The organism is Bowmanella yangjiangensis (genome assembly GCF_018531185.1).
Taxonomy (GTDB): domain Bacteria; phylum Pseudomonadota; class Gammaproteobacteria; order Enterobacterales; family Alteromonadaceae; genus Bowmanella; species Bowmanella yangjiangensis.
Genome location: NZ_JAHDJU010000003.1, coordinates 620,529 through 634,387 on the forward strand (window position 1 = coordinate 620,529; position 13,859 = coordinate 634,387).

Sequence of the window (13,859 nt, forward strand, 5' to 3'; positions counted from 1 at the left end):
CAGATGCAACCGCTTAGCGCCAGTTGCGAACCTATGGTCAGTGTAATAGTCCCGGTTTACAACCGACAGAATACCATTGCCCGGGCGCTGAACAGTATTAAGCAACAAAGCTTTGCAGACTTTGAAGTCATCATTATTGATGATGGCTCCACAGACAACAGCCAACAGGTTATTGCTCCCTATTTACAAGACCGGCGTTTTCACTATGTACGCCAGGCCAACAGTGGCAAACCGTCACTGGCCAGAAATGCGGCGGTAAAGCGGGCCCGTGGTGAATGGCTGGCGTTTCTCGACTCCGATGATGAATGGCCAGTGACACAACTACACTCGCAAATACAAACGCTACTGGCGTTTCGTACCTACCAGGTTGGTATGGTGTTTACCGACAACCGCAAATATCTCAACGGCGTGCCGTTAAAAGACAGCTTTTTTGCTCGGCTGGGTATTGAACAGGCATTAAATGCGGCAAGCGAACGCGACTCGCCATCGGGGCGCTTATTCCATAGCCTAGCTTTCCAACGCTTACTGTGCAGACAAGGTTTTGTCATGACACAAGGGGTACTGGTCAATCGGCATTTGTGGCATCAGCAAGGCGGGTTCGATACAACACTGACCTTTGCGGAAGACACAGACTGTTGGCTAAAACTCTCTGGTCTCTGTCGCATAGCCCAAGCGTACGGCCCAGGCTTTAATTACCATTGCCATGGCCAAAACATGACATCTGGTCTAAATATTCAGCACTACAAAGACAGTATCAGGGTACTGCAGCGCCACGAACAACGACTGGCCAACGACAGCATCTCAGTGCGCTATCTTCGCGCCCGTAAACTGGCTTACCGGCTTCATCTGCTCATCTCAATAAAGCAGGCAAAACATCAATACAGCGAGGGACTGCCCCTACGCGACTTTCTTAATGTGAAATGGAATAAAGCCCTAATCAAAGCTCTCCTTAAAAGCTTACGCTGGTTGCCGCTGCACCTCTCGCTGCGCTGTTGAATTCGGCGACTGCGAAACCGATTTGAAACCACGGCGACGATCCGCTTTCAGCTGCGCTAAGGCCAGGTATAAGCGTTCTTTGGCAAAGTGGAATGACTGTTCATCACTCAGATACCCTTGGCCATCGGCTAGCTTATGCAGTTGCTCCGCGGTCCGGTGCAGACGGCTATCTGGGTGGTTACCCAGCATCGACAAGGCAGGCAGCAAAAACCGGCGTCTGATACGCAGGTAGAGGTTTCGTTTTCTTCTCAAGCTGGGATTGGCGCTTTTCTGCTGTTGTTCCCGCATCGCCTGCAAGGCAGCCCGAATATCGGGTTCTTGGGTAAAGTCCAGACCGGGCACATCCGCCAGGTCGGTCAGGCTAACCCTCGCCAGTTTATCGTCTAACCAGGCGGCTCTGGAAGGTGGTGACACCCGCTCTGGTAGCACCTTTGCGCCCACCGCCAGAGCCCAGTCAGCCCACTTGAACATATTTATCTCGCACGTGCTCCACACCGGTATCCAAGGCACCCGATAAGCATCAGCCAAAATAGCCGCATGCATTGACTCCGCCAGCACCAGCTTGGCTTTAGCCAACTGTCGGATCACCGCTTTGGACTCCTGCCTGGGATCAACCAGGGTAATCCCGGCCAATTGGCACACGCTTGTCCAATCAGCCCGCCGGGCACTGTCCAGATGCGGCACAAAGACAACCTGTCGTTCCAGTGGCGGTAACTGCGGAACCGCCAGCACGTCGGGGATCAGTATCGCCGGATCAGCCAAGACCTGACGAGTGTCCAAGCCGAGCAAGGCCGCCGTGAGTGGTCCACGCACACCGTAGCAGTGGCAATGCGGCTTTGACAAACTCGCCGGCAGTTTTCCATACCCGGCACCGGCGCCCAGAATCAGGATACGTTCAGCATCCGGCAACTGGCGGGTCAGCACCGTACCGACGCCCGCCAGCAGCACATTGGGGGTTAACGGCCAGTTACCCGGCATCAGTGCCGGCCACAACCAGTCGTTTAAATCATCGCCGAAGTTTCCTTCTCCTGCCGTTGTTGAACGCCACGCATAAAACTGCATATTCTACCCCTGCCTAAGACTGTTCATGATGCCTCTGACCCACCCCGGCTTCAGAGCCGAAAGGCTGGTTAAATACACCGTTATCCCCAACACCACACTGACAAACAGGCCAGCCAGATGCGTCTGTTGATCCGCTTGAACCCAGGCTATTGCCCCTATCATCAGCACGCAAGCGATGCCTATCTGAGCGTAATCCCACAGCAGCACCGGCCACTGCAGCCGGAAAAGCTTGTTTAACTGTATGGTCTTGATAACTAAGTCGCCGCTCAATTGCACACCAACGGCCGCTACGGCGGCCATCACCCCCCAATGACTGCCGAAAAGCCACACCAGAGCCAATGCCAATAGCAGCAATATCAGGTCGATTTCCATCCCCCAGCGGGCTTTGCCCATGGCCACCAGCGTCGCTGGCACATACATCACCAGGCAACGAAAAGCCGCCAGCAGACATAGCCAGGTAAATGCGCCGCTCGCCGGTTGCCAGCGGGCATCGAAAAATAAATGAATCAGGTCGCCGCCCAGCATCATCGCCCCTAGAAACATCGGTACCATCAAGGTCGCCGTGCTTAAGCTGATAGCACAGATAAAGCGTCCAACCTCGGGGCCAGCCTTGGCCCGTTTGGCAATGGCGGGTAAAGCGTAACTGAGCAAGCCATCGCTTAAGGCTAAACGGGGAAGGTCCACCAGCCGGTTCGCAAAGGAAAAATAGCCAACGGTAGTGGCATCGCTGACACTGCCTAATACCAGTGTGACGGCCCTGACCAACATACCGCGACTGAACATCTTAACCCCTAGCGGCAGGCCACTTTGCACGAGCTGTAAAAAGTAACGGAATTTCAACCTGGCAGTAATCAGCCCCCTTTGCCAGTAAAGCAGCATAGCCAACGCGCAGCATTCCATGAGCAAGGCTTGTATGACCACCGCCCAAGCCCCCAATCCCGACAAAGCCGCCAGGATGCCGGCGGTGGCGCCGACAATCTTCCCCGCCAAGGTTCGATTAGCCAGCGCCTTGAAGTTTCGCTGACGGCGCAGCTCCGCAACAAAAGGCCGGCTTTGCACTGTCATCACCAGTTTAAGGCTGGAAACCGCAACCAAGGCTACGAACAAAGGACTGGCATCAAACAGCAGGCAAGCGAGGGGCAGGAGTATCGCCGCAAGTAAGGCGCCAGCGCCGCCATACCAGAATACAGAGGCATACAAGCGTTTACTGCGGACGCGACGCCTGACCATAGGGTCTTCCAGTACGCTGCAAAAAATCACCCCGACCGCTTCGATTAGGGTAATAGCCAGCACCCCTAATCCAAACAGCTCGGGGCCCAGCAGTAGCGCGTAGACTATGAAAGAAGCGATGGACAATATCAACAGGGCGGCTTTTTCGTAAAAAATCCAGGCCAGATTGATTAATCGATGCCGCATGTCTTAACTCATCTGATTTAACGGCGCAAAGTGGCCAAATAGACTGCCATACAGGCTGATCAGCGCATAACGGCTCATCCTGGCCCGTCCACCGGACAACTGCATCGTGCGTCGGTAAAGTTTCTGGAAAAAGCGCACATCATTGGCTTTAAAGGCTTCGCGCAGAAACTCCTGCATATTTTCGTACCATACCTGCTTGGCCTGTGTGGGACTCAAGCCAGCCATTTCCATCAGGCGCTGAACACAAAGCAAGCGGAATTTGTAGTTGCGATAACCCTTTGCGGTCAGATTGGTAGCGTGATTTACTTTATGTACTGTTACTTCCTCAAGGGTGTGAACCTCCCCCACTTTCGCCAGCTTAGCCCACAGCAAACGGTCTTCGCCAAAACGCAGATCTTCATCAAAACCGCCTACCTGGCGAATGGCAGCTGTTTTGGCTAAAACCGACGAGGTGGCATTCACCACGTTACGACTGAGGAATTGTTCAAACACCATACCTCGCTTAACGCGCTGCACAACCAGTGGTAATTCCTGTCCCCAGTCAACTTCGGCAAAACTATCGATCAACACAGCCTGCGGCTGCGCATTAGCCAGCGCGATTTGCATTTGCAGTTTCTGCCAATGACTCCACTGATCATCCGCGTCCAGAAATGCCACCCAAGGCTTATCGGTATGTGCTATCGCACAGTTGCGGGCGGCGGCGGGACCGCGATTAGGTATTTCCAGGTAAGTGATCTTATTGGCATACGCACTGTTTTGAATGACATGTTTTGAGTCATCGGTCGAGCCATCGTTGACCAGAATAACCTCACCAGGCAGCGCCCGCTGCCGGAACAGCGCATGTAAGGTGTCTTCAATGAAGGCGGCATTGTTATAGACAGGGATGATGACGGCGATATCTTGAGTGGTATAGTTCATGGGACTCTCCTGTTATTGTGCTTGGTTTCAGCGGCTAACCGCGAGGCAGAAAAAGAGATCAGGGCAAACAAGAACATGTCGAAGCTGTTATGGTTCAGCACCGCGAAAGCGACCGCGTTGATAGGGATCATCAGCAGCAAAATAGCCAGCATGGCGGCGACATGCTGTCCCTGCGGGGAACGACAATATGCCTTGCCGGCCTGCCACAGGCTGGCAAGCATCACACCGCTCACCAACAACAGACACAGTAAACCGCCATGCAACATGGCTTCGTAGTAACCACTGTGGGCATTGCCGATATAGCCCCATCGGGTGACGAAGGACAGCGCCGCATCACTCACCCAAAAGGCGCCGAAACCAAAGCCGAAATAAGGTTCAGTTTCGATATACTGCGCAAGCAGCTCCCAGATAACCACCCGGTTGGTCAGGGTCGGATCTCGTCCCAATAAGGTCAGCAAATCCGCATACAAGGCATAACCAAGTAGCGTCCCGCCCGCCAGCAAGCTGCCGAATAGCAGCAAACGATGGCGACAGGTTGCTGGGTCATGGCTGTGCAGATAGCGCAGGGCCATAATCAACCCCAGACCGCCGATCAACATGACCCAGGCGGTTGCCGAGTCTGCTAACACAATGCCGATGGTCAGAATCAACATCAAAAACTTATCCAGGGTTGTCAGATGCAGCCCGGACCCGGCAAATAACAACAAGGCATAGGCGCAGTTTCTGGCACCGGCATTCTTATCGGCAAACAAACCGACAAAGGCATTGGCACGAAGTCCCCCGCCCACCATGACTTGTTCGGGGATCAGCGGAACAAGCAACAACCCCAGCAGGGTCAACAGGCCAACCGTTCTGGCAAAAAATCTGAGCAGTGACATAAGCGTGAAGCTTTGCACCAGAACATAGGCCGTCAGCACCAGCGTGCTAAATGCCACCACTCGTCTGAGGCTGACCGACGGCGCATATGACCAGAGCACAGACAAGGCCAGATAGCCCAGCAAACACCACCAAACAAAATCGCCAGACAAGCGCCATTGCTTGACGTTGCGCGAATGCCAGAGTAAGAGCGCCACCAGCAGCAAGAGAAGCACGCCCATAATCTGACGCGCCGGGTCTCCCGCCGCGTGCGAGGCCATCATGTCGTCAGCGCGACCACTGGTCAGCCTGGTGGTAAAGTCCAGTACACCGCAGTAGTAAAGTAAAGCCAGCAGCAGACAACAACGCTTCATGCTGTCCAGTTGCAACCGCATACTCAGCTAACCCCCAACAACAGTTGTCGATAGTGCGCTGCTGCCTGACAAGCGCGGTAGCGCTGCACACTTTGTATCAGCCGCTGTCTACCGCTGTCGCTCAGCGGTAACTGCAAGCTCGCCAGCATGGCCTGACATAAGCCGCCAACATCACCCATCTCCACCAACGGCGCCAACTGGCCATCATCGAGAATTTCCCTGGGGCCATGCGGGCAATCAAACGCCACCACCGGCGTTCCCAATGCCATTGCCTCAACCAGTGCATTGGGGCTGCCTTCAAAGCGGGAAGACAAAACAAAAAGATCAGCAAGACGAATTTCTGCCAATGGATTTGGGCAGTACCCGGCGAAGTCTATGCGCTCACTTACCGCTAACTTAGCAGCCTGCGCGGTCAGAGCCTCACGCAACGGCCCTTCGCCAAAGATAATTAAACGGCATAGCATCTGCTGATTCAGACGAGCAAAAGCATCCACTAGGAAATCGAAACCTTTTTGCTCCACCAAGCGGCCCATGGCCACAATCACCTTGCCTTGTTTTTGCTGCAACCAGGGATGCTGTGATGCAACGCGGGACTGTAATTGCCATTGGTGATGAATAACTGGATTGGGTGCGGTCGTCACCTGGTGCGCACCTATACCAGCAGATAACACCAAGTCACTTGCCACGCCTTTAGATACGGCAATCACAGGTTTGGGTAAGAGCCGATAAAGCCAGGGGGCGAGGACATAAGCGCAGCGCACCATCCACTGCGGATTAACCTGGCGATCCAATGAATAAGTGTTGCGCTCACTGACCGATAGCTTAGCCAGCCATCCAAGGCTGGCACAGGCCACAATGCTGATCACATTCACATGCGTCAGTACCGACAACACCGCATCCGGCTGCAGCGCGCGCAAGCGTCGTCGCAGTCCGGCTAAGGCTGCAATGCTGCGCGATGCTCCCAGCTCAAACACGTCCACCTTAGCATTCACATACTGGAGGTTCTCGCCCCCCGCCATCAGCAGAATGAGGCTCACCCTATCCTCGCCTTCGGCCAGTTGATTGGCCAGACGCACCATCATTTTTTCCGCGCCGCCACCACCAAGGTCCTGCAGAATTATTGTGATTCTGGCCATGTCTGCTCCTGGATCTGTTGCAAATAGCTGCGGGCGGCATAGTCCTGATGGTATTGCTGAACGCTAGCCGCCAGGTTCTTGCTGGTTACACAAGGGGCCATCAGCGCCTCGGCCAAGGCCGTAACATCTTGTGCTTTCACCAAGATGCCCAGCTCGCCGCCTGCCAGCAGCTCAGATGGCCCGGTTGGACAGTCAAATGCAATCACCGGACAGCCTAAGGCCATGGCTTCTATCATCACCGTTGGCATCCCCTCATGGCGGGAGGACAAGACAAACGCCAGGGCATGACGCATCAGCGCGTAGGGGTTACTGACAAAGCCGGTAAAGCGCACTTTATGTTCAACTCCCAGCCGACCTGCCAACTGTTTAAGGTTGGCTTCTTCAATACCCGCGCCGACAATCATCAGCGATGCCAACTCAGGTTCCCTCTTGTAAGCCCGGGCATAGGCCAGCAACAGCAAATCAAAACCTTTCTCTTGCACCAAGCGTCCTACCGCGCAGAAATAGGCGCCAGCGGGTAACACCTCTGTCGGTTTCGCTGCCAATTCAAACAGCTTGGGGTGAATAACCGCATTGGGAATGCACAGGATCCGTGAGTAAGGGATCCTCACCACCCGTTTCAACTCATCACGTAATTGTTTGGATACCGCGACAATAGTGCAGCGCTGCATGGCGTATATGTTATACAGCGCTTTAACCATCCACACCGGCAGCCGCTGCTCTTGTGTATCCAGTGCGCTATGGCGGGTATAAATAACATGTAGGGCAGGCATATACAGCTTACAGGCAAATGCCAGCATATTAGCCGTTTCGGTCGCCGCGATTATCGCATCGACCCGCCATTCCCTCAGGCAGGTAATAAGCTGCTTAAGTTTGCCAACCCGCCCCAACCGCTGGCAGGGTGTTGCTGTGGCATAGGATTTTGCCAGTTGTTGGTAGCCCGCCGCCGCATCACCCTGGGTATCCCACACGAAGAATGAACAGGTCACCCCCAAGCGCTGCAAACCGTCGGCCAGATTCTGCGACACCCGCTCTACGCCGCCATCAACAAAGAAAAACTTATGCAGAAATAACACATGCCCGGGCTTGTTCATCTCTTCCTCCACTACCTGAGACGGTGCTTATAAGCACAGTAAATGGCATGTGGGCTTGTGGTCAGATATCGCCACAACAACTTGCGGGGTTCAGTGGCGGCCCGATGCAACCATTCCAAGCCCATACGCTGCATAAACAAAGGCGCACGTTTATAGTCACCGGTAATGTAGTTAAAACAGCCCCCACAAGTGATGATAACCGGCACATGCAGCCACAACTTATTGCGGGTACAAAACGCCTGTTCTTTTGGCTTACCTAAGCCGACCCACAACACATCGGGTTGCACACGGTTGATGCGATCTAACAGGGCTTTTTCCTGGTGCTTGGTAAAATAGCCGTCGTGGGTGCCAGCCACCGCAAAATTTGCATACTTGGCTTCCAGACGTTTGGCGCACTCTTCTACAACGCGTTTATGCCCACCCAGTAAGAAATGGCGAAGCCGGCCTTTGTGATGATTAGGGATATCGTGAATGGTGTCGGTCGTTGCGGTTCGTTCAGGGATCTGATGTTCGGCAAACAGTCTGGACATTTTCACCACACTTTGGCCGTCGGCATGGATCAGGTCAGCCTGTCTGAGAATGCCCATAAAATTGGGATTGCTGTTCGCGATGGAAATACCCTGGCCATTGGAATCAAACACCAACATGGGTGACAGCTCGTCCTCCAATCTTTGGTGTTGCCGGTACGCCGCAATTCTCTGCGCAATAACATCCACCAATTCCGCCCGGGTAACGCAGGCGGTGCGCAATCCGCCAACCTGGGTAAACCTGACATCTTCTAATCTCATGGTTTAACTCCTGTTTTGCTTATTTCAAGTTGTAAAGGCCCACTGCCTAACAACCTCCCCTAGCCTGCAGGTACCCCATAGCCATACTGCTCGTAAGCCGCTTGGTAACCATCCATCTTGCTGGCTTTCTTGATATCAAGATGATTCAGAACCACACCATCAATCCTGCAACCGCTTTGCATAAACCGGCTCAGTCCGGCTTTAATCTGGTGAGCCGTGGCCGCTTCAGCTTTCACCACGTAAACGAGTGCGTTGCAGTGTGGCACTGTCACTAACGCATCACTGACCGCCAGCGTCGGTGCCGAATCCAGAATGATGTATTGATAGTGCGCTTTGAGCTTATTCATCATCTGCCCAAAACGCTGAGAAGCGAGTAACTCCTGGGAGTTTGCAGAGGGTGAACCCGCAGTTAACAAGTCAATCTCCCACTCAGGCAGCTTAACGATGCACTCATCCAGCCTGTGAGTATTTGACAAAACATTGGACAAACCAGGTTGAAATTGGGGTTGCTCAAACAGGCCTGCCAAGCTGCTGCGCCGAAGGTCGGTGTCCACCAGCAAGGTCCTGCCAAGTTGTCCCATGGCAAAGGCAAGATTGGCAGATGTCATGGTTTTACCTTCACCAGGGACACTGGAGGTCACAATCCAGGTACGCTGCTCAAACTCCACGGTGAGCATCATCAAATTGGTGCGTAAGGTGCGAAAGGCTTCAGTAAAACTATGCTGGTCAGACTGGAAATAATGGCGCAGTGGTAAATCTTTGCGGCGTGGTTTTTTCTGTTTGGGTATAACCCCTAAAGTGCGGTATCCCAGTTTTCGTTCTGCATCCCTGACCGAGCGAATGCCGTTGTACAAGGTATCCAGGACTATGGCCAGGATCCCCCCCAGTACCGCAAAGACAACCAGCGCCAGCAATACCAACAGCTGTTTATTGGGCTTACTGGGTACTGAAGGTACCTGAGCGCTATCCAGCACTCTGGCATTCGCGCTTTCAAACCCTTCGAGTTCACTGGTCTCTTTAAGGCGGGTGAAAAAGGCGTTATACATCTGCTGATTGATGTCCACTTCTCGTTGCAAGGCTTTATGCTGGGTTTCTAAGGCCGTCAGCCGACGAAAATTCTGCTTAGCTTGTTCAACGGCCGTTTTAAGCCCTTGTACCTGGGACTGGAGAGATTGATAGTCGATATTGATCCCAGACACTAACTCCCGAACCTGGCTGTTAAAGTTCTGACGAATCGTATCCAGCTCTGCCTGAGCGGAAATCATGCGCGGGTGCTTCGGACCAAATACCTTGCTTAAATCCGAGTGCTTGCGCTGGGCTTCAATTTCCGCCCGTCTGACGTTCTGAATGGAAGGATGATTTAAGACTTCCGGCAATCGCGACAAGGTTGACATGTCGGCACTTTGCAGGTTGACCTGCTGGTAAATAGTGCGGCTTTGTTCCAGACGATTTTGCGCGTGCAGAAGCTGCTCATTAAGTCCCTGCAGCTCGTCAGCCGCTAAGCCAACGACACCATCCAGATCCACCAGCTTTTCCTGCTCGTAAAAATCTGCCAGACGCTTTTCTGCCACACTGAGTTTAGTTTTCAGGCCTGCCAAGCTGTCGTTCAGCCAGGATGCAGCCTTACTCGTCATGTCCAGCTTTGCTTGCAGGTAATTGTCGATATAGACCTCGGCAACCTTATTGGCTATCTGTGCGGACAACCAGGGTGAGGGACTCTCGTAGGCGATGATCACCATTTGCGTGTTCTTAACCGGAATTATGCTCAGGCCAGCCCGGAAACTATCTATGACTTTTTTATTATGACTTTGCGCTTGGCTGGTCTCAGTTGCTTCACTTTCGCCCCGCTCCGCAAGCGCTGGTAGTTGCTGTTTTAACCATTGCCGAAATTCGCTTAACCAGCGTCCAACTGGCAGCACCGAAGGCGGTTGCTGGTCGGGATCAAAATAGGCATGTTCAGCCAAGCCCAGTTCATCAACCACCCGCTGTGCTATATGCCGCGAACGCAATACCTCATGCTGGGTTTGAAAGTATTCTTTGCGACTGAAATCCAGCCCGTACACTTCTTCAATGGACAGCACTTTGCTTTCCTGCGCTTCAATCATCAAGGTGGCTGAAGCCTGATAACGCGGCGTCACAAAAAGCAAAGCAAAAGCAGTTAACATTGCGCCCAGCAGTGCAAAGGACAGAATCCACCACTTACATCTGATAAGTGTTTGCCAGTGCTGGGTAAAATCCAAAGTCCCTGGCTCCAACAAGCTGGCCGGTATTTGCGCTCTGTCATCCCGGGACATAAATCGCGCTCCTGTGTTCCTTGTGCATAAAACCATCCATTAAAAAAAGCGCTGCTTGACGGTCACGATGTCGCCCGCCAGGACTTTATCAGTGGGGCTGGCATCAAAGCGTTGAGGCTGTTTCTGTTGATTACGCAGAATCTGTATATCGCTGCGGGACGCTCGCTCGGTATAGCCTCCGGCCAAAGCGGCAGCTTTATCAACGGTCAGCCCAGGCTGAAATGGATAGCCCCCAGGTCGCTTCACCTCGCCGTCGATAAAAAAGGGCCGATAGTCTTCAATAGATACGGATACTGACGGGGCGACCAGATAGCCGTCTTTCAGACCCTGATAAATTTGAGCTTCTAATTGTCGGGCAGTAAGACCTGCAACCTGGATATCGCCCAGAAAGGGGTAATGAATGATGCCGGTTTCAGGCAAGCGTCTGCGCAATGACAAATCGGCCTGGCCGAATACCGTAATCTGAATCAGATCCCCCGAGTCCAGTTGGTAGTAGCCAGTTTCTTCACTTTGCCCGTCCTGCCCCCAGGCCGTTTCCACACCAAACAGTATTAAACACCAGAAGATGCTGCTGAGAATTCGGTTACAAACAGCTGTCATTGTCGCTCCCTGATTGCTCATATGGGTCACGACTATGCCAGTTACATGCCAGTAACAATTCTCTGTTGGTATGCCCATTGCTCAGTCCAGTGTTAACAGGCGCTGCAGGCCACGACTGATGCGACATGCCGGTGAAGAGTAAGCCGCCATGCGCGGATACTGGGTCCTTTTTCAGGGGTTTACAGCGAATTTATGTCCCTGAATAGGGACAAGGGTGTGAATAAGAGGGGCTGTGCAGACGACACATTAACTTGCAACTCAGTGTAGTGAAGCGCCAGCAGGCATGTGAATAGGCTTTGAGCACAAAACAGACGCTGTCGCGGCTTTACGACAGGGTTGGCCAATTTAGTCAGTACGCCCCCAGTGGCACAATACAGGGAGAGAGACAGATGCGATCACCAGCTAACATCCAACAGGGCCAAGGCTTTATACAGTCACACCAAAACAGCTTTGCAACCGCTTACCGACTGGTGGATTTATTGCTTATCAGCTTGTCTTACGCAGGGTTTTTATTCTATTGGCAACTCCCTTTAAATAGCACCTATGTTGTGCTGTTGCTGGTGAATGTGGTGATTTACATGATTTGCGCAGAAGCTATGGATATTTACCGCTCCTGGCGTACCGCGTCATCGATGTTAATGCTTAAAATCGTCTCTAGCGCCTGGTTATTAACGGCGCTGCTCACCATTTCCTGCCTGTTTTTATTTGACTCTGCGCCAAGTATTCAAAAAAACACTATCGTCGCCTGGATAATTTCAGGCTTTGTGTCTTTAAACGCCTGGCGACTGGTTTTCCGCTGGTTGTTGGCAGTATCCAGGCGTCGCGGTCATAACACCAGAAGTGCCATCATTTTGGGGGCAACACAAGTGGCTGCCGCGCTGATCGAGCAAATGCAACGCCACCATCAACTGGGTATCCGTTTTGAAGGGCTGTTTGACGATCGGCAGTTGGCCCGTCTTCCGGATTCGCTTACTGCACATGTGCGGGGTAATACTGATGAAGCAATAGCTCTGGCTCGAGCCCGCAAGGTGGATCACATCTATATTGCCATGCCGATGTCCGCTGAACAACGCATACTTGAACTGCTCCAGCACTGCAGTGACACCACAGCGAATGTCTACATCATTCCGAACTTCTTCACTTATAACCTATTAAACGCCAGATGGCAGAATGTTGGTGAGGTGCAAACCTTGAGTGTTTTTGACACCCCTTTTGAGGGGGCCAATAACACACTCAAACGCATTGAAGACATCCTGCTTTCCAGTTTAATTCTTTTAGCAATTGCTCTGCCCATGCTGTTGATTGGCATAGCGGTAAAACTTACCTCACCCGGCCCGGCTATTTTTAAGCAGGTGCGCTATGGACTGGGCGGAAAACCGATTCTGGTTTACAAATTTCGTTCCATGACCAGCCAGGACAATGGCAGCAAGGTCAGGCAGGCAACCCGCAATGACGCTCGAATTACAGCCTTGGGCGCATTTTTGCGCCGCACCTCACTGGACGAATTACCGCAGTTTATCAATGTGTTGCAAGGCCGTATGTCCATAGTCGGCCCTCGCCCGCATGCAGTTGCGCATAACGAGGAATATCGTCGCCTGATAGAAGGCTATATGTTGCGGCATAAAGTTCGACCGGGCATCACCGGCTGGGCGCAGATCAACGGCTTTCGCGGTGAAACGGAAACCCTTGGTAAGATGGCCAAACGTGTCGAATACGATCTCGACTATATACACAACTGGTCAATAAGTTTTGATTTAAGAATCATTGTTATGACCTTGTGTAAAGGATTTACCAGCAGCAATGCCTATTAAAGCGAGTGCGTTAGCGCCCGGGAAAATCGCTCATGTCCGCACTCCAGACAGGGACGAATTTTTTCAACATGGGTTACTGAGTGGCGGTGATGGCAGCGGGTACACTCAAGCTCGCCCAGTGCCACCAATTCACCAACATGATAGATACCCTGATGTTGAATGTCCCGCAGGGACTCATGCAGGGCTAAGCCACTTTTATCCGACGCATCAGCCAATAGTGACCATAACTTGTCTTTCGTTGCCTGCCACCAGGGAGAAGCATCGGCATCTTGCTGCCAATGATGCGCAAAGGTTTCCAGATCTCTGGTCAAGGTGTTTTCCAGTAAACGCATCTCTTCCTTGCTCAGCTCACCGGCTGCCTGCAGATAGGCTTTTGCCCTGGACTGAATGGCGATCAGGTCTACCACATCCTGCTCTACCGATTTCGCCACCCAGTCAGATATTTGCTCAAGCAACTTGCTATAGCGGGATGAATCGTTGTCTTTCATATTCACTCCTTATCATCAATCTTTAGG

General features: G+C 52.6%; 12 protein-coding genes. 2 read left to right on the forward strand and 10 right to left on the reverse strand.

The window, feature by feature from the left end:
• Positions 1-3: 3 nt before the first annotated feature.
• A complete protein-coding gene (locus tag KJY73_RS18470) occupies positions 4-996 on the forward strand; it encodes a glycosyltransferase family 2 protein (protein ID WP_214345139.1) in 993 nt (330 codons plus the stop codon).
• Here KJY73_RS18470 and KJY73_RS18475 read toward each other — a convergent pair.
• From KJY73_RS18475 to KJY73_RS18515, 9 genes are read right to left on the reverse strand one after another with little or no spacing between them, the layout of a single operon-like run.
• On the reverse strand, positions 958-2,058 hold the full coding sequence (locus KJY73_RS18475) for a polysaccharide pyruvyl transferase family protein (protein ID WP_214345140.1): 1,101 nt from the start codon (positions 2,056-2,058) through the stop codon (positions 958-960). The genes KJY73_RS18470 and KJY73_RS18475 overlap by 39 nt on opposite strands.
• A gap of 3 nt (positions 2,059-2,061) precedes the next feature.
• Complete coding sequence (locus tag KJY73_RS18480; RefSeq protein WP_214345141.1) at positions 2,062-3,474, reverse strand: oligosaccharide flippase family protein; 1,413 nt, start codon at positions 3,472-3,474, stop codon at positions 2,062-2,064.
• A gap of 3 nt (positions 3,475-3,477) precedes the next feature.
• On the reverse strand, positions 3,478-4,392 hold the full coding sequence (locus tag KJY73_RS18485; protein ID WP_214345142.1) for a glycosyltransferase family 2 protein: 915 nt from the start codon (positions 4,390-4,392) through the stop codon (positions 3,478-3,480).
• On the reverse strand, positions 4,389-5,642 hold the full coding sequence (locus KJY73_RS18490) for an O-antigen ligase family protein (protein ID WP_214345143.1): 1,254 nt from the start codon (positions 5,640-5,642) through the stop codon (positions 4,389-4,391). Before KJY73_RS18490 ends, KJY73_RS18485 begins: the two co-directional genes overlap by 4 nt.
• A gap of 2 nt (positions 5,643-5,644) precedes the next feature.
• Entirely contained in the window at positions 5,645-6,757 is a 1,113-nt protein-coding gene (locus tag KJY73_RS18495; RefSeq protein ID WP_214345144.1) for a glycosyltransferase, read from the reverse strand.
• A complete protein-coding gene (locus KJY73_RS18500; protein ID WP_214345145.1) occupies positions 6,739-7,851 on the reverse strand; it encodes a glycosyltransferase in 1,113 nt (370 codons plus the stop codon). Before KJY73_RS18500 ends, KJY73_RS18495 begins: the two co-directional genes overlap by 19 nt.
• Positions 7,852-7,862: 11 nt before the next feature.
• The gene (locus KJY73_RS18505; protein WP_214345146.1) at positions 7,863-8,639 is read right to left on the reverse strand and encodes a WecB/TagA/CpsF family glycosyltransferase; all 777 of its coding nucleotides are present in this window, start codon (positions 8,637-8,639) and stop codon (positions 7,863-7,865) included.
• Positions 8,640-8,698: 59 nt separating this feature from the next.
• Positions 8,699-10,933, reverse strand: coding sequence for a GumC family protein (locus tag KJY73_RS18510; protein WP_214345147.1), 2,235 nt, complete (start codon positions 10,931-10,933; stop codon positions 8,699-8,701).
• 39 nt (positions 10,934-10,972) lie between these two features.
• On the reverse strand, positions 10,973-11,533 hold the full coding sequence (locus tag KJY73_RS18515) for a polysaccharide biosynthesis/export family protein (protein WP_214345148.1): 561 nt from the start codon (positions 11,531-11,533) through the stop codon (positions 10,973-10,975).
• Between the two features lie 389 nt (positions 11,534-11,922).
• Between KJY73_RS18515 and KJY73_RS18520 the strand changes: the two genes are divergently transcribed.
• On the forward strand, positions 11,923-13,344 hold the full coding sequence (locus tag KJY73_RS18520) for an undecaprenyl-phosphate glucose phosphotransferase (protein ID WP_214345149.1): 1,422 nt from the start codon (positions 11,923-11,925) through the stop codon (positions 13,342-13,344).
• Here the strand turns inward: KJY73_RS18520 and KJY73_RS18525 are convergent.
• Positions 13,341-13,832, reverse strand: coding sequence for a zinc ribbon-containing protein (locus KJY73_RS18525; protein WP_214345150.1), 492 nt, complete (start codon positions 13,830-13,832; stop codon positions 13,341-13,343). The two genes, KJY73_RS18520 and KJY73_RS18525, sit on opposite strands and share 4 nt — an antisense overlap.
• Between the last annotated feature and the right edge of the window lie 27 nt (positions 13,833-13,859).

Excerpts from the sequence above, each read along its gene's own strand:
- KJY73_RS18470 (WP_214345139.1), top strand. The coding sequence starts at position 4 with ATGCAACCGCTTAGCGCCAGTTGCGAACCTATGGTCAGTGTAATAGTC.
- KJY73_RS18505 (WP_214345146.1), bottom strand. The coding sequence starts at position 8,639 with ATGAGATTAGAAGATGTCAGGTTTACCCAGGTTGGCGGATTGCGCACC.
- KJY73_RS18495 (WP_214345144.1), bottom strand. The coding sequence starts at position 6,757 with ATGGCCAGAATCACAATAATTCTGCAGGACCTTGGTGGTGGCGGCGCG.
- KJY73_RS18520 (WP_214345149.1), top strand. The coding sequence starts at position 11,923 with ATGCGATCACCAGCTAACATCCAACAGGGCCAAGGCTTTATACAGTCA.
- KJY73_RS18500 (WP_214345145.1), bottom strand. The coding sequence starts at position 7,851 with ATGAACAAGCCCGGGCATGTGTTATTTCTGCATAAGTTTTTCTTTGTT.
- KJY73_RS18475 (WP_214345140.1), bottom strand. The coding sequence starts at position 2,058 with ATGCAGTTTTATGCGTGGCGTTCAACAACGGCAGGAGAAGGAAACTTC.
- KJY73_RS18515 (WP_214345148.1), bottom strand. The coding sequence starts at position 11,533 with ATGACAGCTGTTTGTAACCGAATTCTCAGCAGCATCTTCTGGTGTTTA.
- KJY73_RS18525 (WP_214345150.1), bottom strand. The coding sequence starts at position 13,832 with ATGAAAGACAACGATTCATCCCGCTATAGCAAGTTGCTTGAGCAAATA.
- KJY73_RS18480 (WP_214345141.1), bottom strand. The coding sequence starts at position 3,474 with ATGCGGCATCGATTAATCAATCTGGCCTGGATTTTTTACGAAAAAGCC.
- KJY73_RS18490 (WP_214345143.1), bottom strand. The coding sequence starts at position 5,642 with ATGCGGTTGCAACTGGACAGCATGAAGCGTTGTTGTCTGCTGCTGGCT.
- KJY73_RS18510 (WP_214345147.1), bottom strand. The coding sequence starts at position 10,933 with ATGTCCCGGGATGACAGAGCGCAAATACCGGCCAGCTTGTTGGAGCCA.
- KJY73_RS18485 (WP_214345142.1), bottom strand. The coding sequence starts at position 4,392 with ATGAACTATACCACTCAAGATATCGCCGTCATCATCCCTGTCTATAAC.